This is a genomic window from Sphingomonas caeni, from assembly GCF_026013415.1.
Taxonomy (GTDB): domain Bacteria; phylum Pseudomonadota; class Alphaproteobacteria; order Sphingomonadales; family Sphingomonadaceae; genus Sphingomonas; species Sphingomonas caeni.
The window spans coordinates 429306-449133 of the sequence record NZ_JAPDOK010000002.1 but is presented as its reverse complement, the minus strand read 5'-3'; the positions used below and the strand labels follow the sequence as shown (position 1 = coordinate 449133).

General features: G+C 68.3%; 20 protein-coding genes and 1 tRNA gene. 10 read left to right on the top strand and 11 right to left on the bottom strand.

Annotated elements, in window-relative coordinates; translation table 11 throughout:
• From lysA to argH, 3 genes are read right to left on the bottom strand one after another with little or no spacing between them, the layout of a single operon-like run.
• A complete protein-coding gene (lysA, locus tag OF829_RS06910) occupies positions 1-1263 on the bottom strand; it encodes a diaminopimelate decarboxylase (protein ID WP_264939247.1) in 1263 nt (420 codons plus the stop codon).
• Between the two features lie 4 nt (positions 1264-1267).
• Entirely contained in the window at positions 1268-1519 is a 252-nt protein-coding gene (locus OF829_RS06905; protein ID WP_264939246.1) for a hypothetical protein, read from the bottom strand.
• Positions 1516-2895, bottom strand: a complete 1380-nt coding sequence (argH, locus tag OF829_RS06900) for an argininosuccinate lyase (protein ID WP_264939245.1) — start codon at positions 2893-2895, stop codon at positions 1516-1518. Before argH ends, OF829_RS06905 begins: the two co-directional genes overlap by 4 nt.
• 25 nt (positions 2896-2920) lie before the next feature.
• Between argH and OF829_RS06895 the strand changes: the two genes are divergently transcribed.
• From OF829_RS06895 to OF829_RS06885, 3 genes are all read left to right on the top strand, one after another.
• Positions 2921-3508, top strand: a complete 588-nt coding sequence (locus tag OF829_RS06895; RefSeq protein ID WP_319951537.1) for a TlpA family protein disulfide reductase — start codon at positions 2921-2923, stop codon at positions 3506-3508.
• A gap of 6 nt (positions 3509-3514) precedes the next feature.
• Positions 3515-5014, top strand: coding sequence for a putative 2OG-Fe(II) oxygenase (locus OF829_RS06890; RefSeq protein WP_264939243.1), 1500 nt, complete (start codon positions 3515-3517; stop codon positions 5012-5014).
• An 80-nt stretch (positions 5015-5094) separates the two neighbouring features.
• A complete protein-coding gene (locus OF829_RS06885; protein ID WP_264939242.1) occupies positions 5095-5481 on the top strand; it encodes an OmpA family protein in 387 nt (128 codons plus the stop codon).
• A gap of 6 nt (positions 5482-5487) precedes the next feature.
• Here the strand turns inward: OF829_RS06885 and OF829_RS06880 are convergent.
• Positions 5488-5561 (bottom strand) — tRNA-Gln (locus tag OF829_RS06880).
• Between the two features lie 210 nt (positions 5562-5771).
• On the opposite strand from OF829_RS06880, the gene OF829_RS06875 reads away from it, so the two are divergent.
• Genes OF829_RS06875 through OF829_RS06865 form a run of 3 tightly spaced genes read left to right on the top strand, consistent with a single transcriptional unit; the run spans position 5772 to position 7924 of the window.
• The gene (locus OF829_RS06875; RefSeq protein WP_406701407.1) at positions 5772-6779 is read left to right on the top strand and encodes a Ppx/GppA phosphatase family protein; all 1008 of its coding nucleotides are present in this window, start codon (positions 5772-5774) and stop codon (positions 6777-6779) included.
• Positions 6776-7453 carry an RlmE family RNA methyltransferase gene (locus tag OF829_RS06870; protein WP_264939241.1) on the top strand — a complete coding sequence of 226 codons (678 nt, stop codon included), beginning with the start codon at positions 6776-6778 and terminating at the stop codon, positions 7451-7453. Before OF829_RS06875 ends, OF829_RS06870 begins: the two co-directional genes overlap by 4 nt.
• Positions 7454-7513: 60 nt before the next feature.
• Positions 7514-7924 carry an EF-hand domain-containing protein gene (locus OF829_RS06865; protein WP_264939240.1) on the top strand — a complete coding sequence of 137 codons (411 nt, stop codon included), beginning with the start codon at positions 7514-7516 and terminating at the stop codon, positions 7922-7924.
• A gap of 150 nt (positions 7925-8074) precedes the next feature.
• On the opposite strand, the gene rpoZ is transcribed toward OF829_RS06865, so the two are convergent.
• Positions 8075-8419: a DNA-directed RNA polymerase subunit omega gene (rpoZ, locus tag OF829_RS06860; RefSeq protein ID WP_264939239.1), complete on the bottom strand. Its 345-nt coding sequence runs from the start codon at positions 8417-8419 to the stop codon at positions 8075-8077.
• A gap of 120 nt (positions 8420-8539) precedes the next feature.
• On the opposite strand from rpoZ, the gene OF829_RS06855 reads away from it, so the two are divergent.
• On the top strand, positions 8540-9715 hold the full coding sequence (locus OF829_RS06855; protein WP_264939238.1) for a phospholipase D-like domain-containing protein: 1176 nt from the start codon (positions 8540-8542) through the stop codon (positions 9713-9715).
• Positions 9716-9718: 3 nt separating this feature from the next.
• Entirely contained in the window at positions 9719-10195 is a 477-nt protein-coding gene (locus OF829_RS06850) for a lasso peptide biosynthesis B2 protein (RefSeq protein WP_264939237.1), read from the top strand.
• A 114-nt stretch (positions 10196-10309) separates the two neighbouring features.
• Here the strand turns inward: OF829_RS06850 and OF829_RS06845 are convergent, their stop codons facing one another.
• The 4 genes from OF829_RS06845 to OF829_RS06830 form a co-directional block, all read right to left on the bottom strand.
• Positions 10310-11245, bottom strand: coding sequence for a hypothetical protein (locus OF829_RS06845; RefSeq protein WP_264939236.1), 936 nt, complete (start codon positions 11243-11245; stop codon positions 10310-10312).
• Positions 11246-11574: 329 nt separating this feature from the next.
• Positions 11575-12150 carry a PadR family transcriptional regulator gene (locus OF829_RS06840; protein ID WP_264939235.1) on the bottom strand — a complete coding sequence of 192 codons (576 nt, stop codon included), beginning with the start codon at positions 12148-12150 and terminating at the stop codon, positions 11575-11577.
• Positions 12151-12193: 43 nt separating this feature from the next.
• Positions 12194-12907 carry a LytR/AlgR family response regulator transcription factor gene (locus tag OF829_RS06835; protein WP_264939234.1) on the bottom strand — a complete coding sequence of 238 codons (714 nt, stop codon included), beginning with the start codon at positions 12905-12907 and terminating at the stop codon, positions 12194-12196.
• Positions 12904-14025: a sensor histidine kinase gene (locus OF829_RS06830; RefSeq protein ID WP_264939233.1), complete on the bottom strand. Its 1122-nt coding sequence runs from the start codon at positions 14023-14025 to the stop codon at positions 12904-12906. The genes OF829_RS06835 and OF829_RS06830 overlap by 4 nt, the downstream gene beginning before the upstream one ends.
• Positions 14026-14090: 65 nt before the next feature.
• Between OF829_RS06830 and OF829_RS06825 the strand changes: the two genes are divergently transcribed.
• A complete protein-coding gene (locus OF829_RS06825; protein WP_264939232.1) occupies positions 14091-14807 on the top strand; it encodes a hypothetical protein in 717 nt (238 codons plus the stop codon).
• A 112-nt stretch (positions 14808-14919) separates the two neighbouring features.
• On the top strand, positions 14920-15420 hold the full coding sequence (locus tag OF829_RS06820; RefSeq protein WP_264939231.1) for a rhodanese-like domain-containing protein: 501 nt from the start codon (positions 14920-14922) through the stop codon (positions 15418-15420).
• Between the two features lie 21 nt (positions 15421-15441).
• Here the strand turns inward: OF829_RS06820 and OF829_RS06815 are convergent, their stop codons facing one another.
• The gene (locus OF829_RS06815; protein WP_264939230.1) at positions 15442-16374 is read right to left on the bottom strand and encodes a helix-turn-helix domain-containing protein; all 933 of its coding nucleotides are present in this window, start codon (positions 16372-16374) and stop codon (positions 15442-15444) included.
• 219 nt (positions 16375-16593) lie between these two features.
• Positions 16594-19755, bottom strand: coding sequence for a TonB-dependent receptor domain-containing protein (locus tag OF829_RS06810; RefSeq protein WP_264939229.1), 3162 nt, complete (start codon positions 19753-19755; stop codon positions 16594-16596).
• Positions 19756-19828 lie beyond the last annotated feature (73 nt).

Genomic DNA, 19828 nt, shown 5'->3' with positions numbered 1-19828 from the left:
TCACTGCTTGAGCCACTCCGGCACGCCTTCGGCGGCCATGATCGTTTCGGCGGCGATGCGGCCCGCGACCACCTCGAACCTGTCGCCGGAGACGAGCACCTCGGGGACCAGCGCACGGCTGTTATAGGTGCTCGCCATCGTCGCCCCATAGGCCCCCGCGGATCGCAGCACGGCGAGATCGCCCGACTTCACGACATCGATCACGCGCGCCTTGGCGAAGACGTCGCTGCTCTCGCACACCGGCCCCGCGACATTGGCGGTCATCGTCTCGCCGCTGGGCCGCACCGCCGCGAAATCGTGCCAGGCGTCGTACATGGCGACGCGGGCGAGATCGTTCATCGCGGCATCGACGATCACCCAGGGCTGGATCACGCCGGGCTTGACCCACAGTATTTCGGTCAGCAGCACGCCGGCATTGGCGGCGATCACGCGGCCAGGCTCGAACATCAGCTCGACGTCCCAACCCTTCGTCACCCGCGCGACCATCGCGCCGAATTCGTCGGGGCTGGGCGGATTATCCTCGGCGCGATAGGGCACGCCCAGCCCGCCGCCGAGATCGACATGGGTGATGGCATGCCCGCGCCCGCGCAATTGCTCGACCAGCTTGCCGATGCGGGTGAAGGCGGCCTCGAGTGGATCGAGGCTCTGGAGCTGGCTGCCGATATGCAGCGCCACGCCGCGCAGGTTCAGCCCTTCGAGTGGCGCGAGCCGGTCGAAAATCTCCACCGCCTCGTCGATCGGCAGGCCGAACTTGTTCTCCGCCTTGCCCGTCGAGATCTTGTCGTGCGTCCCCGCATCGACATTGGGGTTCACCCGCAGCGTCGCCTGCGCGGTCACGCCCCTGGCGGCCGCGAGTTGGGCGAGCACGACGCCCTCTTCCTCGAGCTCGAGGTTGAACTGGCCGATCCCCTCGTCGAGCCCCATTGCCAGCTCGGCGCGGGTCTTGCCTACGCCCGAGAAGACGATGTCCTTCGCCGCCATCCCCGCGGCGAGCGCGCGCTTGAGCTCGCCGCCCGAGACGACATCGGCGCCGAAGCCCTCGTTCGCGAGCACACGGAGCACGCCCAGGTTCGGATTGGCCTTGATCGCGAAGGCGACATGCGTGCGTCCGGCCTGCGCGACCGCCGCCTTGAACACGCGCGCGTGGCGCTGGAGCGTCGCGGTCGAATAGACATAGACGGGGGTGCCCACCGCCTCGGCGATGCGGGCGAGCGGAACGTCTTCGGCGTAGAGTTCGCCGTTCTTCAGCTGGAAATGGTCCATTTTCTCAATTCGGCGGCGGGAGTTCGAATTCGTCGCTGCGGCGTTCTTCGGAGCTCTCGATCAGATCGTCGCTGCGCGCGGGGCGGGTCTGCATGGGGGCTGCCAGCAGATCTTCCGCACTGGGCGGTTTCTGCGCGGCATAGGCGGCGACCGGCATCGGTTTGCCTTTGGGCTGCACCAGCGCCTCACGCGCGCCGCAGCCGCCCAACGCCATTGGCAGGGACAAGGCCAGCATCGCCAGCAATCGCCGCTTCATCGCCCTTCCTCCTCGCGCGCCGCCCGGGCCGCCGCGACCGCCGCGCGCACCCGCGCCGGCGCCGTCCCGCCGAAGCTGGTGCGGCTCGCCACCGACGCCTCGACGCTCAGAACGCCGTACACCCGGTCATCGATCCTGTCGTCGATTTCCTTGAGCGCGTCGAGCGGGAGCTGATCGAGACGGACGCCATCGGCCTCGGCGCGGGCGACCGCACGTCCGGTGATGTGATGCGCCTCGCGGAACGGCACCCCGCCCTCGCGCACCAGCCAGTCGGCGAGATCGGTCGCGGTCGAGAAACCCGCGCTCGCCGCTTCATGCATGCGATCGGTGCGGAAGACCGCGCTTTCGACCATCCCGGTCATCGCGGCGATGCTGAGGCCCAGCAGGTCGTGCGCCTCGAAGACGGGCGGCTTATCGTCCTGCATGTCCTTGGAATAGGCGAGCGGGAGCCCCTTCATCGTCATCATCAGGCTGACCAGGCTGCCCGCGATCCGCCCCGAATGCCCGCGCACCAGCTCGGCGGCGTCAGGGTTGCGCTTCTGCGGCATGATCGAGCTGCCGGTGGACCATTGGTCCGAGAGCGACACGAAGCCGAAGGGCTGGCTCGCCCAGATCACGAACTCCTCGGCAAGGCGGCTGAGATGGAGGCTGCACTGGGTGGCGCAGGTCAGATATTCGATCGCGAAGTCGCGGTCCGAGACGCTGTCGAGCGAGTTGCGGGTGGGGCCGTCGAAGCCCAGCGCCGACGCGGTCGAATCGCGGTCGATCGGAAAGCCGGTGCCCGCGAGCGCCGCGCTCCCCAGCGGGCAGAGATTGAGCCGCGCCCGCGCATCGGCGAACCGCGAACGATCGCGCGCGATCATCTCGTAATAGGCCATCAGATGGTGGCCCAGCGTCACCGGCTGCGCGACCTGCAGATGCGTGAAGCCCGGCATCACGCTGTCGGCATGTTGCTCGGCGCGGGCAAGCAGCGCGTCCTGCAACAGCCCCAGCGCGCGGTTCGCCTCGTCGATCGAATCGCGCACCCAGAGGCGGAAATCGGTCGCGACCTGATCGTTGCGCGAGCGCGCGGTGTGGAGCCGCCCCGACGCAGCGCCGATCTTCTCGCCCAGCCGGCTTTCGGCGAGCATGTGGATGTCCTCGAGCGCCAGATCGACGGGCACGCCGTCCGCGCGGAAATCCGCCGCGACCAGTTCCAGCCCGGTGCCGATCGCCGCCGCATCCTCCAGCGTGATGATTCCCTGCGCGCCCAGCATCGCCGCGTGCGCCTGGCTCCCGCGCAGATCCTGCCGCCACAGCCGCTTGTCGAAGGGGATGGAGGCGTTTATCTCGCGCATCACCGCGGAGGGGCCTTCGGCAAACCTGCCGCCCCACATGCTGTTGGAGCTGTCCTTGCGCCCGGTGATCCCTCTTCTCCTGCTGGCGGCTCTCGCGATCGGCGGCTGCGATAGGCAATCGCAGCCCCAAAGCCAAGCAAACGAAACTATCAACGCCTCCACTGCCGACGCGGAAAGCGCGGGCAACGAGACGGTGGTCGAGGAAGTGATCGGCACGCTCGACCGCAAGCATGCGGGCGAAACCGCCCCCACCATCGCGTTCCAGAACCCCGCGGGCGCCAAGACGAGCCTTGCCGATTTCCGGGGCAAGCCGGTGCTCCTCAACCTCTGGGCGACCTGGTGCATCCCTTGCGTCAAGGAAATGCCCACGCTCGACACCCTGGCGGAATCGCTTGGCGATTCGGTGACCGTGCTGGCGCTTTCGCAGGACAGCAAGGACGTGCCGGCCGTGGTCGACAGCTTCTTCCAGAAGGCCGGCTTCAAGCGGCTCCAGCCCTATATCGATAGCGACAGCGCCTTCAGCCTGTCGATGGGCGAGGGCCTGCCGGTCACCATCCTCTATGATTCGAACGGCAAGGAAGTCTGGCGGATGCGCGGCGGTATGGACTGGACCGGCCAGACCGCGCGCGAGCTGATCGCCGAGGCGAAATAGCGGCGCGTGACCGGGCTCGACCCTGCCGCACTGGCGCAGCTCGCCCGGCAGTCGATCGAAACGGGCGACGAAGAGCAGGCGGCGCCGGTGCTCGCGGCGGCCGCGGCGCGGGCGCAGAGCAACGCCATATTGTGGCAATGGACCGCCGTGCTCCATCGCGCGCTCGATCGGCATGCGGAGGCGCTGGAGGCCTATGCGCACGCCGCCGCGCTGGCCCCGCGCGACCTCTCGATCGCCTTTGGCCGCGCGCTGACCCAGTCCGAAGCCGGGGGCGACGCGCTGCCGCTGTTCGAAGCTGCGGCGCGCATCGACTCGCATAGCAGCGATGTGATTCTTGGAATCGCGTCGTCCCGCTTCGCGCTGGGCGAAGACACACGGGGTGCCGCCGATCTCGAAGCCGTGCTGACCGAAAACCCCGGCTGGATCGCCGGGCATCAGGGATTGGCGCGGCTGCGCTACATGATGGGCGACCGCGCAGGCGCCCGGGCCTCGCTCGATCGCGCGCTCGCCGCCCATCCCCGCGAGTTCCCGTTATGGCACGCGCTGATCCATATGCTCGGCCAGGCCGAACGCCATGAGGAGATGCTCGACACCGTCCGCCGCGGCCGCGCCGCGATGGGCAACTCGGTCTTCTTCGATGCCAATGAGGCCGTCGCGCTTTCCGAACTGGGCGAGGCCGGCAAGGCCGACGCGATGTTCGCAAAGGTCGGCGATGCGGTCGCCGAGGTGGGTTTCGGCGTGATGCAGGTGCGGCATCTGCTGCGAACCGGCCGGGTGGCGCAGGCGCTGCCGCTGATCGATCGCTGGCTGGCCGTGCCCGGGCAGATCCCGCTGATGTGGTCCTATGCGGCGGCCGCCTGGACCCTGACCGGCGACCCGCGCCGCGAATGGCTGGAAGGCGATTCGCGGCTGGTTTCGGTGATCGATCTCGCCGACCGCCTGCCTTCGCTCGATCGGCTGGGCGAACTGCTGCGCTCGCTGCACCTTGCCCGGGGTGCGCCGCTCGACCAGTCGGTGCGCGGCGGCACCCAGACCGACGGCCTGTTGTTCACGCGCATCGATCCCGAGATCCGCGCCCTGAGGGCGGCGATTGTCGAGGCGGTCGAGGCACATATCGCACAGCTGCCACCGCCCGACCCGAGCCACCCGACGCTGAGCCAGCGGCGCGACCGGCCGGTGCGCTTTTCGGGAAGCTGGTCGGTGCGGCTCGAGGGCGGAGGCCACCATATCAATCATGTCCACCCGGCGGGCTGGTTCAGCTCGGCGCTCTATGTGTCGTTGCCGGAGGGCGGCGAGGGCGATGCCGGCCGGCTGGCGCTGGGCCAGCCGCCGGCGGTGCTCGGGCTCGACCTGCCCCCCGCGCGCACGATCGAGCCGCGGCCGGGCCGGCTGGTGCTGTTCCCCTCGACAATGTGGCACGGCACCCTGCCCTTCGCGGCGGGCGAACGGCTGACCGTGGCCTTCGACGTCGCACCGCCGCGCTGGCGCGCCCCGTCAGTGCAATGATTATGGCATATCCGGAGCGATCGCCGCCGCGTAACTCTGGCTGATCCGCGCTTTCGATCGAGGGCCCGATGCTGTCGCTATTGCTCGCCGAACTGTTCTTCGTTCCACCCGCCGCACCTGTACCGGCGGCGGCGTTCTGCACTTCGATTTTCTTCGACCCCGATTCGGCCGAAATCCCGCGCTCGGCCTGGCCGATCCTCGATCGTGTCGTGAGCGATGTCGAAGACAATGGCGGTGCTCCGGTGGCGATCACCGGCAACAGCGGCGCCACGCGCTTCCCCGGTGGCGCGCAGGCGCTGGCGACCGCGCGTGCGCAACATGTGCGCGATTACCTGATCCGGCAGGGGGTGAATGGCGGCACGATCACGATCAGGTCCCCCGATCCCGCCTGGAGCCGCCCGGAAAACAAACGCCTTGCCAACGCGCTGGACCACCAGAACGCCGAGATTTGCGTGATCCACGATTAGGGAAGCTGGATGCCCCGTGAGGATTCGAACCTCAATAGACGGAGTCAGAGTCCGTAGTCTTACCGTTAGACGACGGGGCACCGCGAGCGCGGGCACCTAGCCAGCGCCACCCCCCGAGTCAACACCGGCAAGGCCGCTCCCTTGCCCCCTGCGCCTGCGCGCGCTAACCTCCCCTTCAAGCACCGGACGGCAGGCAAGTGCCGAGACGGAAAGAACATAATGCGGGTGACATGATCATGGGGGATGGCTCCGCCATACCGCCCCACGAACCGGGTCCCGTCCCGGTCGAGATGGCTTCGATGCCGGGCACTGGCGCCTCCGGGCCCGCCCGTCCGCGCTGGGGCGAGGCGCGCCACTATGCCGCGCTCGATCTCGGCACCAATAATTGCCGGTTGCTGATCGCCCGCCCGCAAGGGTCCGGGTTCGCGGTGGTCGATGCCTTTTCGCGGATCGTGCGGCTTGGCGAGGGGCTTGCCACCAGCGGCCGCCTTTCCGATGCGGCGATCGACCGCACCCTCGCCGCGCTGCGCATCTGTGCCGACAAGCTCAGGCGGCGCCGGGTGGCACTCGCGCGCTCGGTCGCGACCGAGGCCTGCCGGCGTGCCGCCAACGGCCCTGAATTCATCGCGCGCGCCTATGAGGAGACCGGGATCGCGCTCGACATCATCACCGCCGAGGAAGAGGCGAAGCTCGCGGTGCTGGGGTGCCACGCGCTGCTCGAGCCGGGCGACGGGCCCGCGCTCGTCTTCGATATCGGCGGGGGTTCCACCGAGCTGGTGCTGGTCGATTCGGGCCAGCCGATCCCGCGCATCCTCGACTGGCACAGCGCGCCCTGGGGGGTGGTGTCGCTGACCGAGGCGGCCGGACATGGCGAGGGGGCCGAAGGCCGCGCCGCGGTCTATGCCGCGATGCGCGCGAAGGTGAGCGAAGCCTTCGCACCGTTCGTCGCGCGGCTCGACCCGCCGCCGGGCACGCGCCGCCTGCTCGGGACCAGCGGCACGGTGACCACGCTCGCCAGCGTCCATCTCGGCCTTGAAAGCTATGACCGCAGCGTCGTCGACGGGCTGATCGTCCCCGCAGGGTCGATGCGCGAGGTGAGCCAGCGGCTCGCGCATCTGAGCCTTGCCGATCGCGCCAAGGTGAACTGCATCGGCACCGAGCGCGCCGATCTGGTGGTGGCGGGCTGCGCGATCCTCGAGACGATCCTCGACCTTTGGCCCGCCGAACGGTTGGGCATCGCCGATCGCGGCATCCGCGAGGGCATCCTGCGCCGGCTGATGAACGGGAAGACCCTATGAGTAGAGGCGGGGGCCGCGGACATACGCGGGTGAAGACGACGCGCGGGCGGACCGCGCAATCGACGCGCTGGCTCGAGCGCCAGCTCAACGACCCGTACGTCAAGCGCGCCAAGGCCGAGGGCTATCGCAGCCGCGCGGCCTATAAGCTCATCGAACTCGACGAGCGCTTTTCCTTCCTCAAGGGATCGAAGCGGGTGATCGACCTGGGGCTGGCGCCCGGCGGCTGGAGCCAGGTGGTGCGGCGGACCATCCCCAAGGCGGCGGTGGCCGGGATCGACCTGCTCCCGGTCGATCCGATCGACGGGGTCGCGATCCTCCAGATGGACTTCATGGCCGATTCGGCTCCGCAAGCGCTGATCGAGGCGCTGGGCGGGCGGCCCGACCTGGTGATGTCGGACATGGCGGCGAACACCGTCGGCCATCCGCAGACCGACGCGCTGCGGACGCTGGGGCTGGTCGAGGCCGCGCTCGATTTCGCGGTCCAGATGCTCGAGCCGGGCGGGACCTTTGTCAGCAAGGTCTTCGCCGGCGGCGCCGATTCGGCTTTGGTCGCGGAGATGAAGCGCAACTTCGCCACGGTGAAGCACGCCAAGCCGCCGTCGAGCCGCAAGGGGTCGGTCGAATGGTTCGTGGTGGCCCAAGGCTTCAAAGGCAGGCCCGAGCCCGAGAGCTGACATAATTTTGCGACAGCCATCCGCCATAGCGGGCTTCGAGGGCGTACCAAGGAGTTTGAGATGAAGAAGGTGATACTGGCCGCCGCGATCGCGGCCGGCGCGATGGTGCTGCTGCCCGGCCAGGCGTTCGCGCAGGATGGCAGCGCGATGATGGCGGCGCTGTTCCCCGATCCCAATGGCGACGGCGTCACGAGCAAGGAGGAGATGCTGCAGGGGAGCGCCGCGCGCTTCGACCAGCTCGATACCGACAAGGACGGCAAGTTGAGCCAGGCCGAGCAGAGCGCGGGACCGGGCGGGCGGATGCTCGCGCGCGCCGACGCGGATGGCGACGGCTTCGTCACCAGGGACGAGATGGCCGCCGCGGCCGGCATGCGCTTCGACCGCATCGACGCCAATCATGACGGCAAGATCGACGCGACCGAGAAGGAAGCCGTTCGCCAGCGCATGATGCAGATGCGGCAGGGGAATTGATCCCGGCCTGAACGAAAAAGGCCCCGGATCGCTCCGGGGCCTTTTTCCTGAGAGCAGCGCCGCGGCAAAGCCGCGTCGTCGGTCGGGCGTTGCCCGCCGGCCGGCGCTCGGCTGGTCCTCGACCAACTTCGTTAGCCTCGGGCCTCGCGCTCAGCCGTCGTAGTCGCCGCCCAGATTCTGGTTACGCGGGGGAGCAGCCGCCGTCAGGCGCAGCGCCTCGGCCGAGGCCGAGAGCGAGCCGACCTCGTCGGGGGCTTCCTCGTCGTCGATCTGGACGCGCTGGAGGCTCGAGACCACCGCTTCCTCGAGATGGCCCGGGCGGACCGTCTCTTCGGCGATCTCGCGCAGCGCCACGACCGGGTTCTTGTCGCGGTCGCGATCGATCGTCAGCTCGGCGCCACCCGAAATCTGGCGGGCGCGCTGGGCCGCGAACAGCACCAGATCGAACCGGTTGGAAACCTTGTCGACGCAATCCTCGACGGTGACGCGCGCCATCTACGCTATCCTTGATTTACGGGTGTTCCGGGAAAGGCGGCGACTTAGGGAGCGAGGGGGCCAGAGTCAAGAAAATGCGGCCCGCTTGCCCTTTGCCGTGCCGCCCGCCATCAGGCCGTGATGGCCGATCCGCCCGCCCAGCCCAGCTTCACCGTCGACGGCAACCGGCTGACAATGCTCACCGAAGGGCCCGAGCGGCTGGCGGCGTTGCTCGACCTGATCGGTTCGGCCGAACGGTCGCTGCGCGTGCTCTACTATATCTATGTCGATGACGCGGTGGGGGAAGCGTTGCGCGAGGCGCTCATCGCAGCGGCGCAGCGCGGCGTGCAGGTGTCGCTGATCGTCGATGGGCTCGGCAGCGAGCATGCGGCGCAACGCCGCTTCTTCGATCCGCTGCGCGAGGCGGGGATCGATGTGTGCCGCTTCGTGCCACGCTGGGGGCGGCGCTATTTGTTGCGCAACCACCAGAAGCTCGCGCTGGCCGATGAGGCGCGCGTGATCATCGGCGGGTTCAACATCCAGGCCAGCTATTTCGGCACCGCCGAACAGGATGCCTGGCGCGATCTGGGGCTGCTGGTCGAGGGCCCCGCGGCCGGACGGCTGGTCGGCTATTTCGACGCGCTGTCGCGCTGGGCGAAGCGGCCGCGTGCGTCGCTGCGCAAGCTCGCCCAGACGCTGAGCAGCTGGAGCGAGCCCGAAGGGCCGACGCGCTGGCTGCTCGGCGGTCCGATGCGGCGCCTTTCGCCCTGGGCCCGCGTGGTCAAGCGCGACATGGAGGCGGCACGGCGCTTCGATCTGATCACCTCCTATTTCACGCCCAATCCGGCGATGCTGCGGCGGCTCGACAAGACCGCGGGGCACGGGCGGGTGCGGCTCGTGCTGCCGTCCAGGGTCGATCATGGCGCGGCGCTGTGGGCGGCGCGCTTCACCTATGCGGGGCTGCTGCGCAAACGCGTCCAGATCTTCGAATATCTGCCGGCCAAGCTCCACACCAAACTCTATGTCATCGACGATGTCGTCCATGTCGGATCGGCCAATTTCGACATCCGGTCGATGTTCCTGAACCTCGAGCTGATGCTGCGGATCGACGACCAGGCCTTCGCCGCGCATGTCCGCGCCTATGTCGGTGGCGAGATCGCCGATTCGGAGCCGATCACCGCGGCAGTCCACAAGGCGCGGACAGGGCCCTGGACGCGCTTCAAGCAGCTGATCGCCTATTTCGTCATGGCGGTGCTCGACTACAATGTAACCCGGCGGCTCAATTTCGGCCCCGAAAGCGATAGACGGCGGCGATAGGGCATGGCGCGAAGGCGAAGCTGGAAATCGAAGGCAACGCGGCTGATCCAGGTGGATTGGCGCGAGCGCGCCTTGCTGGCCGAGGCGGTGGTGCGCCTGATCGCGGCGCGGATGAAGATCGCCAACCTGCCGTTTCGCGAGATCGCGAAGAAGCTCGGGACCTTTGTTCCCGCCACCGATCCGCGCATCGCCGAAGCGAAGCTGCCCGGGCCCGAGGCAAAGGCGAAGATCGCGCGCGAGGTGGGCTGGGCGGTCACGCGCGCGGCCGAGCATGTTCCGTTCGACGCGGTCTGCCTGCCCCAGGCGATGGCGGCGCACGCGATGCTGCGGCGGCGCGGGATCGAGAGCGTGATGCATTTCGGCGCGAAAAAGTCCGACGAGAAGCCGATCGACGCGCATGCATGGCTCGACGCGGCGGGGGTCGAAGTGACCGGCTATCCGCTGAGCGGGGGCATGACCGAGATCGGGGCTTTTGTGTGAGGGCGGCACCGGCCCGCTCCCCCACCCGGCCTCCCATAGGCCACTAAAGTAAGGGAGGTTGGGTGGGGGAGCGGGCCGGTGCCGCAACTCGCCGTCAGGCGAGCGAAAGCGCCCTTAGCCCAGCCCCGCCCTGAGCGCTGCGCCATTGCCGGAGACGCGCACGGTGCGGCTGGCGATCACCCCCATGGCAGCATCGCCGCGCAGATGGTAGTTACGCCAGAAGGTCTTGCCCGCGCGGCGGACCAGATGGCCGCGCACCTGATGCAGCCGCGCCGCCGAACGGCTCGAACCGACGCCGAACCCGTGCTCGCCCACCGCCGCGAGCCGGAGGCTCACCTCGACATGGTCGAGCAGCAGCGATTTGCCGGTGCGCGCTCGGGCACGGTTGATCTTGTCGAGCCCGGCGCGCGGCTGCGCCACCGCGCATTCGAGGCTGAGCAACAGCAGGAAGGCGCAGAGCATCCCGAAATCGGGCGCGACCGAGCGCAGCATCTGCTGGAGCGCATCGGGGGGTAATCCTCCTGAAGCGCGGAAATAGGCGAGCCAGCGATGGTCGATCCGCCCCATGCCGTGGCGGAACATGCGTTCGACCGCTTGCGGATCGCGCACCTCGCCGAAGCCCAGGCCGCACAAGGCCCTTTGGTCGGACAGCTCATTGTCGAAATCGAAGGCGAAGACGATCTGCGCCGCCCAGGGCCTGCTCGCCGCGTCCTGGCTGAAGCTGTGCATGATGCCGCGCCGCCCGGTCTCGTCGTCGGCGAGCACCATCACGCCCGCGCGCTTGCCCGCGCCCGCGGGATCGGTCCATTCGATCCACAAGGCCTCATGCGGAATGCGGTAACAGCGATCCTCGAGCCGGATCACCTCGGCGCGGTTGCACAGCAGCTCGAGACAGGTGTCGCGCACCGTCGCGTCGAGCACATAGCGGGTGCTGCAGGCGCGGACATCGGCAGCGAGATCGGCCGGGCCGGGCACAGAGTGGACGCGGCCCCCGCCATCCTCGACAAGCGTCTCGCGCCGCGATTGCGCCACCTGATCGCACAGATACATGCCCGTCTCCCTCGGGCAGGTTGATATTGCGATTCGTACTATACGAGAAGCGCTCAAGGGCGGGTTTGGAGCGAAGTGGTGCGGCGGTGTGACGAAGTGGAGGGTTTAGGGTCCGGACTCGATTGGCGCAGGCGGCTGGCGGGACCCGGCATGCGAAAGGTAAAACTAGGGTGACACTGCCGCGCATGTTTTCCGCCGCGCAGTTCCCGGAGAAAAATGCTCCGTCCGCTTTGTGCGGATCGACCGGCTGCGCGAGCCAAGCAGGCGAAATCCTACATTGCAGGGGCTTGACCCCGATGCGCCAAGCCAAAGCGAATGGAGGGCAGATCCTAGGACTGCGAGATTTCGAGCAGCACGTCCTGCAGCCAGCGGCGGCGCATCTTGGTGCTCGCCACCGCCCCCGCGATCGCCAGCTCGGCATTGGCGCCGTCGAGCGTGCGGGCATAGGCCTCGATCTGGTCGAGCTTGCTCTCCAGCGCGCGGCTCGCCTCGAGCAGGAAGCGCATCTGCTCCTGTTTGGTGAGCAGGCTGAAGAACAGGATCTTCGAGCGAAGCGGATCGTGCGGGAGCAGATCGGCCTCCGACACGGCGCCGACCCAGCGCGCGGCGGCGGCGCGGCCCTCGGGGGTGCACGACAGGGCCTCGGTGCGCCGCGGCGATCCCTTGATCGGGGCGGCATCGACAAGACCGCGCTCGCGCAGCCGCTTGACGATCGGGTAGATCGCCCCGGTGCTGCCCGACAGCGAGCTGACCGGCGAGCGGGCGAGCGCCTTCATCACGTCATAGGCCGAGACGGGCTGGTGCACCGCGATCTGCGCGAGGACATGCGCTTCGAGTTCGGTCAGCGCAGGGCTGGATTCCGCTTCGGGCGCGGTCGCCGTCTGGTCGAGGGTCACGGTGGCCATGGCTCTTGCTAACCCGCCCGTTTCCATAATGCAATTCGCACGATTACTGACCTTGAATGGCGGCTTCGACTCCGCGGCGGAAGGCGCGCGACACGCGCAGCGTCTCGCCGGAACGCAGCGTGAGGATGCCGTCGCCATGCCGGTCGCGGCTCAGCCGCTCGATCCAGCGCACGCTGGCGATGGCGGAGCGGCCGATCGCGACGAAGCCGTGATTCGCCAGCCGCTCCTGCATCTGCTTGAGCGTCGAGCGGACCATATAGCCCGCATTCTGGGTGAGCAGCCGGACATAATTGCCCTCGGCCAGCACCGCCTGGATATCCTCGGGCAACAGCGTCACCAGATCGCCCGCGTCGCGCGCCGCGACCCAGCTCATCGCGGTCGAGGGGGCACGCCCGAGCAATTGCGCGCGGCGGCAGGCCTGGCGGAGGCGCTCGAGCGTATAGGGCTTCACGACATAGTCGGCGACGTCGAGATCGAGCGCCTCGACCGCGAAATCGAGATGCGCGGTGACGAGCACCACCGCGGGGCGCATTTCGGCGGGAGCAGCACGGAGCATGTCGAGCCCGGTGATGCCGGGCATGTTGATGTCGACGAACGCGATCGCTGGCCGTTCGGTCTTGAGCAGCTCGAGCGCGCCGGCGCCGTCCCCCGCCTCGCCGACGATGGTCAGGCCCCCGACCTCGGCGAGCATCCGCGCCAGCCGTTCGCGCGCGGGCGGCTCGTCGTCGACGATGATGACGCGCGCGGGCAGCGTCATGACGGCGCCTTTGCCGCCTGCGCCATCGGCAGCGTCAGTTCGGCAACGGTCCAGCCGCCCTCGACGCGGAGCGTAAGCGTGGTGCCGTCGCCGAACAGCAGGGCAAGGCGCGCGCGCAGATTGTCGAGCGCGATCCCCGCGCCGCGCGAATCGCTGTCGGCGATCGATCCGCCGCTGTCACGCACCCGGATCCGCACCGCGCTGGACGAGAAGACATGCGCCTCGATGAAGATCGAGAACGGCCCGGCGCTGCGTTCGAGCCCGTGACGCACCGCATTTTCGAACAAAGTCTGCACCGCGAAGGGCGGGACCTGGACCGTGCCCGGGGGGACGCTCAGGTCCCAGCGTACGTCGAGCCGGTCGCTGAAGCGCGCCTGCTCGATCGCGGCATGGGCGCGGACGAGCTCGAGTTCGGCGTCGAGATCGACGAGATGGCCGTCGAGCCGCTCGGTGCTTTCGAGCAGCGCGGCGAGATCGGCCAGCACCGAGCGCGCGCGGCCGGGACGGGTGACCAGCTCGCTCAGCGCCATGTTGAGCGCGTTGAGCACGAAATGGGGGCGGAGTTGGCGCCGGAGCGCCTCGAGCAACGCGGTCGAGCGGCGTCCCTCGACCCGATCGCGCCAGGTGCGCGAGGCGACCGCGCGCGCATGGTTGCGCCAGATCGACGAAGCGGCGACGATCCCGGCATAGATCACCAGATCGGTGTCGATCAGCACGATCAGCTGGGTGTAATGGAAGGGCGGCCAGCGCACCCCGAGCGTGAGCGAGGCGATACCCGCCCAGGTCCGCAGCGCGAGCGCCGCCCAGAAGAGCAAGGCGTGCGCGATCCAGGTGCCGAGCGCGAGCCCCAGATGCACGCCAAGCCGGCGCACCAGATGCGGCCCCGCGATCGGCCAGCGCCGCGCCGCCCACCAGACGAAGGGCGCGAGCGGCGCCCAGAGCCAGAACAGCAGCAGCAGCCGCGTGACGATCTCGATCGCCGGGTGCTTCACCTCGTACCGCCACACCGCGACCAGCGCGTTCGACATGTAGAGCCCGGCCGCGAAGGTGCCGACCGCGAGCGCCACGAGGACGATCTTGTACGGCGCCGGTTCGAGCGTGCGCGGGTCAGGCGACACCGGAGTATCCAGGGCGGAAGTTAGGGGGTAGCATCAGCATTGCTAATCGTAGTATGTCCTTGGGGATGCAGGTGCAAGCGAACTGGTGGGCGAACCATCCGCGGATGCGTATCATATTGATCGCGATCGCGGGCATCGTCATCATTTCCGCGCTGATCGTGCTCCAGCAATGGATCATCAACCCCAAGATGACGCTCGACAGCGCCGGGCTGGTGATGCTCGACGGGCTGATCGACTGGACCGTCTGGGCGCTGCTGACGCCGGGCATCGTCTGGCTCGCGCGCCGCTTCCCGATGTTCCGCCGCGGCCGCCCCCAGCCCGCGATCCTGATCCATGGCGTGGTCGGGACGCTGGCGACGGCGATCTGGTCGGTGCCGATCTCGGTGATCACCTGGCTCTTCACGCTCTACGGCTTTGACGGGATGAAGCCGATGGCGCTCAGCAGCGCCTATCTCTACGAATTGCAGGGGCGCAGCTTCTATTATTCGCTCTTCTACTGGCTGGTCGTCGGCATCGTCACCGCACGGCTGCTCGCGCGCGACGCGCAGGAGGCGGCGGCCGAGGCGGCGCGATTGGAGAGCGAGGCGCTGGCGGCGGACCTGCACGCGGCGCGGGTCCATTATGATCCGCGCGGGCTTGCGGGGCATCTGCGCACCGCGGCCGAGCTGGCCGAGGCCGATCCGGTGCGCGCCGAGGAGCAGATCCTCGAGACCGCCGGCGAATTGCAGCGCAGCCTGGCGCTGACCTCGCCGGTGACCCAGCAGCGCCCGTGCGCCGCCTGATTCGTTTCGCTTTCCCCCCACTCGTCCCCGGCTATCTCCCACTGATCACTTCATACTTGAGCATGGGCGCCGCCCGGGTTCTGCTCCATTTGCTCGTATGGAGGCGCGTGCAATGGAGATCGGACCGGGAGATTTGGCGGATTTCGCGCGCGGCGGCATCGCGCCCGAAGACCTGACCGCGCTCCGCACCGCCGACCTGGCCGACCGGATCGACGCCGCGCCGCTGCCCGCGCGGGTGATGGCGGCCTTGCTCGCCCACCGCATCGAATTCGAGATCGACGTGTGCGAGCTGTTCGACGCGCAGCTGCGCGAGATCGCGCCGCCGCTGATCGACGCCCGGCTGCCGCGCGCGCACGCGACCGCGCATATCGCCGGCAGCATCAACCTGCCCGCGGGAGAGGTGACCGAGGCAAGCGCCGCGGCGCTGCCCCGCGCGCCCTTCATCGCCGTCTATGGCAGCGACGCGCTGCGGCTCGACGCGGTGCGCACCGCGCATGCGCTGGCCGAGCTCGGCTATGCGGTGAAGCTGGTCAATGGCGGCTTCGCGGCCTGGATCGCGCAGGGCTTCCCGGTCGCGCAGGTCGAGAGCGAACGGACGATCGCGGCGCTCTGAATCCAACGAAAGTTACAAAAGTTAGGGGGTTCGGCACCGTTCGCTTCCGGCCGCGGCGGCCGAATCCAACATTTCCAACACGGCCTGGCTCCCGCGCAACTCGCGTTCGGCGCGCCTGTAGGCCGCCGGGGTCTTCATCGTCAGCAGCTTGAACGCCGAGCTGAAATGCGATTGCGCGGCATAACCGCATTCAAGCGCGACCTCGGCGATTCCCTGGTCGGTTTCGGCGAGCAACCTCTTGGCGCGCTCGATCCGCTGCCGGCGGAAATAGCGATAGGGCGGCTCGCCCAATGAGCGGCGAAAGGCGCGGGCGAAATGGGGCGTGCTGAGATTGGCCAGCTCGGCGAGTTCGGCCAGCGCGAGGTCGCGGTGGAGGTTGCGCTCGATATGATCGAGACAGGCGCGGAGGCGGTGGCCGGTAAGTCCCCCCTGTAGGGGGCGCACCGTGTCGAGGCGGACATGGCGCTCGGCGAGGCGCGCGGCGAGCACGCCGGCAATCCGCGCGGCGTAGTCGGGGCCGTGGCGCCCGCCGTCGCGGCATTCCTGCCGCAGCGCCACGCCCATCAGCCAGGCGATGTCGTCGCCGCCGTCGCGTGCGGACCGGAAGGCGAGATTGGGGTGCCAGGCGAGCCCCGCGGCATCGAGCAGAAAGGCGGGGCTGAGCGCGACCGCGAGCAATTGCGCCGAAGCCGCGAACCCCGCCGCCGTTAAGGGCCGGGCGCCGGCATCGATCACGCGCCGCTCGGGCGCGGCCAGTTCCCAGCGGCCGCGATCCCTGGCGCTGAACAGAATGGTGAAGCTGCCGGATGGAAAGGCGGGGAGCGCGGCGAACGCATCCGCCCGGCACAACACCGCCTCCCCGCCCGGCCAGCGCAGCACCTTGCCCGGCCCGGGGGAGAACCGGCGGATCGGCGCGCATTGGGACGCACCGAGGGGCTGGGCATGGCTGGCCATCGCGGGTGAGTGTGGGGGTGGCGAGAGGGGGCGGCTATCGGGGTTTCGACGAAGGGCGGCGTGGGGCGACGAGCGTTGGGCCGAATGGCTGGATCAAACAGCCTTCTTCGTCACCCCGAACAAGTCCGGGGTGACGAAGAAAGAACAGCCCTCAATAGAAAAGGGCCGGCGACTGGCATCGCCGGCCCCCTGGCCGTGCCCATGATCGCGGGGCGGCGATCAGAATTTGAGCACGGCGCCTGCGTAGAAGAAGCGGCCGATATTCTCGTAGATCGCGGTGCCCGTGCCGCCCGCGCCGCAGGCGAAGACGCCGCCCGTGCCGCAGGTGCCGTCGAAGCCGAAGGGCGGGTTCTGATCGAAGAGATTGTCGACGCCGAAATAGAAGCGGTAGGTCTTGGTCGGCTCGAAGCCGATGCGGACCGAATGGTAGAAAATGTCGGGCGTCCACACGACCGGGAACTTGTCGAGATCCGTCGGCGGGCGACCGTCGAGGCTGTGGGTGGTTTCGTAGAAATCGATCGTCTGGCGGCCGATCCAGCGCAGATTATAGCCGAGATCGATCTGGCCGAAGTCGAAATTGGCCTCGAGGCTGCCCGCGAATTCGGGCTCGTTGAGCTCGCTCTTGGCGCGATCCCGGAAGGTCGGATCGTTGACGTTGGTGAAATTGTCACGGGCAATCAGCCAGCTCACCACGCCGCGCAGGCCGACCTTCACCCCGCCGATATTGCCGTTCCACGCCGCGTCGAAATCGACGCCCGAGGTCTTGAGCTTGGCGAAGTTGAAGGGGCCGGCGAGGAACGAGCTGTCGTTCGGCCCGACCGTATACTGGACGGTGGTGCCGCCGACATTGCGGTTCGACTGGCCCATGAAGGTGCCGTCCGGGCGGCGCGAAATCGCGGCGCAATATTGGTTATTGATGCCGCTGGTGCTGTCGTAGCAGAGATCGATAATCGTCTGCGGCGCCAGCGCCAGGATGACATTGTCGACCGTGATGTCGTAATAATCGACCGTCAGCGAGAAGCCCGGCAGCGCCGCGGGCTGGAGCACCGCGCCGATGGTGAGGCTGGTGCCGCGTTCTTCGTTCAGATTGGGGTTGCTGCCCTGTAGGCCGCGGATGCCCGAGGCGGGCAGGTTGGTCCAGGGCGTGCTGAGGCCGTTGACGATCTCGGTGGTGGGCACGCCCGCCGCGGCGCAATTGGCGGCGCGATTGGCGGTGCCGTTGTTGATATTGGCCTGGCTGCACGGATCGATCAGGCCGTTGAGGAAGGTCTGCGACGGCGGGGTGTAGAGATTGCCGAGCGTCGGCGCGCGCACCGACTTGGCATAGCCGGCGCGGACGCGAAGCCCGCGCACCGGCGACCAGATGCCGCCGACATTATACGTCCACACCGTCCCCGTGGTGCCCGCACCCGAATTATAGTCGGAGACGCGGCCCGCGCCCTCGAGCGTCAGCTCCTCGAAGAAGGGGGTTCCCGCGAGCAACGGCACGCGGAGTTCGCCATAGGCCTCCTTCACCTCCAGCACGGGCGCGTGGAACGGGAGGATGACGTTGAAATCGGTGAGGCCGCTCGTCGTGATCGGATCATAGTCCGACCGCGCCGTCTCACGCCGATATTCGCCGCCGAGCGCGAAATAGACCGGGCCGCCGGGCAGGGTGAAGAGCTGCGAAAAATCGCCCGAGACGAAGCCGCTGACGGTGAGCAGCGAGGCGCGCTGATCGCGGAACACATCGGCGCTGACGTAGCGAAGCGCCGCCGCCGAGGGCTTGCCGTAGCCGAACACGTTGATCGGCACGCAATTGGGATCGTTATTGGTCTGATCGGCATCGGCATTGATCCCGCAGACGATCTGCCCGCCCGAAAGCACCGCGTCGGCGGCGTTGCGGAACTGGGGCAGCAGGATGCGGTTCGTCGCGTCGAAATGGGTGTCGGTCTGGCCGTAATTGACCGCGACCTCGTAGCGCCAATCCTCGTTGAATGTCCCCTCGACCCCGCCGACGATGCGGAAGGTGTCGCGCTGATAGACTTCGCCGCGGCCGCCGAAATCAACGTTGAAGCGCTGAATGTTGAAGGTCGTGGCGCCCGGCGCAAGGCTGCGCACCAGCACGTCGCGCGCCTGGGGCGTCAGGAAGGGATTGTTGATGCTGTAGGTGCCCTGGAGATTGGCGATGCTGGTCGGCTGGCCCTCCTGGTTGCCGTTGATGCGGATGAACTTGCCCTCGAGGAAGACGCGGAAGGCCGGGCTGAATTCGAAGCTGGCCAGCGCGTTCGCCGACTTGCGCTCGAGCTGGGGGAGCAGCTGGCCGGTCAGGCGCAGCGTCGAGCCGCGGCCGCCGACGCAATTGTTCGACCCGAAGGGACGCAGGTCGCGCGTGCAGTTGTTGGGCGCGAGATTGCCGTTGGCGTCGAACATGAAGCTGTAGCCGAGCTCGGCGCCGGTGTTCGAACGCTCGCCGGTGCAGTTGAGCGCGCGGCGCGCCTGGACCGCGGCAAAGGTCGGCGATCCCGCCGCGACCGCCGCGGGGCAGGTCGAGGCATAGGTGCCGCCCTCGGAGATATTGTTGTTGCGGATGCCCCGCAGGAAGACGTTGTCGGGAATGCCGTCGCCCGCCGCGGTCTCGGTCAGCGTGTTCTGGACGATGTTGAACTGCGGGCGGCCCGAATAGGCGCCGTAGAGATCGTCGCGGTCGGTGTAATAGACGTCGTCGGCAAAGGCATATTCGAGGCTGAGCGCGACATTGCCGCGGCCTTCGGCGAAATTCTTGCCCGCGGTCGCGGTGATCAGATAGGTGCCGCGGTCACCGCGGCCGGTGGCGCCGCCCTGGGCGCGCATCTGGAAGCCCTCATAGTCGCGCTTGAGGACGAAATTGACCACGCCCGCGACCGCGTCCGACCCATAGACCGCCGAATCGCCGCCAGTGACGACATCGACGCGCTCGAGCAGGTCGACAGGGATGGTGTTGACGTCGACGCTGGTGGGCGTGCCCGGCTGGGCGGTGACGTGGCGGCGGCCATTGACCAGCACCAGCGTGCGCGCGGTGCCGAGCCCGCGCAGGTCGAGCAGGTTGAGCCCCGCGGTGCCGATAAAGCCGCCCGAATTGGCCTGGCTGAAGGTCTGGTGCATCGCCGGCAGCTGATTGAGCGCGTCGCCGAGCGAGATATTGCCGGTATCGAGCAGCTCGCTCGCCTGCATCGTGGTCACCGGAACCACCGAGGTGAGGCCCGGACGGGCGATGCGCGATCCGGTGACGACGATCGGCGCGTCGCTCTGCGCGGTTTCGGCGTCGGCGGGCGCGGGATCGTCCTGTGCGCTGGCGACGCCGGGGATCAGGATGGCGGTGGCGAGCGCGGTCGCCGAAAGCAGCTTGTGGGTGATACGCATGGTTGGCCCCTTGTTGGTTTGCGTGGGACCATGGTGGAGCGGGCGGCGAATGGCGGCTTTCGCGATTCGAGCG

Coding starts and splice junctions, on each gene's coding strand:
- OF829_RS06850 (WP_264939237.1), top strand. CDS start 9,719: ATGGCGCGAAGGCGAAGCTGGAAATCGAAGGCAACGCGGCTGATCCAG.
- OF829_RS06810 (WP_264939229.1), bottom strand. CDS start 19,755: ATGCGTATCACCCACAAGCTGCTTTCGGCGACCGCGCTCGCCACCGCC.
- OF829_RS06865 (WP_264939240.1), top strand. CDS start 7,514: ATGAAGAAGGTGATACTGGCCGCCGCGATCGCGGCCGGCGCGATGGTG.
- OF829_RS06825 (WP_264939232.1), top strand. CDS start 14,091: ATGCAGGTGCAAGCGAACTGGTGGGCGAACCATCCGCGGATGCGTATC.
- OF829_RS06905 (WP_264939246.1), bottom strand. CDS start 1,519: ATGAAGCGGCGATTGCTGGCGATGCTGGCCTTGTCCCTGCCAATGGCG.
- OF829_RS06815 (WP_264939230.1), bottom strand. CDS start 16,374: ATGGCCAGCCATGCCCAGCCCCTCGGTGCGTCCCAATGCGCGCCGATC.
- OF829_RS06875 (WP_406701407.1), top strand. CDS start 5,772: ATGGCTTCGATGCCGGGCACTGGCGCCTCCGGGCCCGCCCGTCCGCGC.
- OF829_RS06845 (WP_264939236.1), bottom strand. CDS start 11,245: ATGTATCTGTGCGATCAGGTGGCGCAATCGCGGCGCGAGACGCTTGTC.
- OF829_RS06820 (WP_264939231.1), top strand. CDS start 14,920: ATGGAGATCGGACCGGGAGATTTGGCGGATTTCGCGCGCGGCGGCATC.
- argH (WP_264939245.1), bottom strand. CDS start 2,895: ATGTGGGGCGGCAGGTTTGCCGAAGGCCCCTCCGCGGTGATGCGCGAG.
- lysA (WP_264939247.1), bottom strand. CDS start 1,263: ATGGACCATTTCCAGCTGAAGAACGGCGAACTCTACGCCGAAGACGTT.
- OF829_RS06855 (WP_264939238.1), top strand. CDS start 8,540: ATGGCCGATCCGCCCGCCCAGCCCAGCTTCACCGTCGACGGCAACCGG.
- OF829_RS06840 (WP_264939235.1), bottom strand. CDS start 12,150: ATGGCCACCGTGACCCTCGACCAGACGGCGACCGCGCCCGAAGCGGAA.
- OF829_RS06835 (WP_264939234.1), bottom strand. CDS start 12,907: ATGACGCTGCCCGCGCGCGTCATCATCGTCGACGACGAGCCGCCCGCG.
- OF829_RS06870 (WP_264939241.1), top strand. CDS start 6,776: ATGAGTAGAGGCGGGGGCCGCGGACATACGCGGGTGAAGACGACGCGC.
- rpoZ (WP_264939239.1), bottom strand. CDS start 8,419: ATGGCGCGCGTCACCGTCGAGGATTGCGTCGACAAGGTTTCCAACCGG.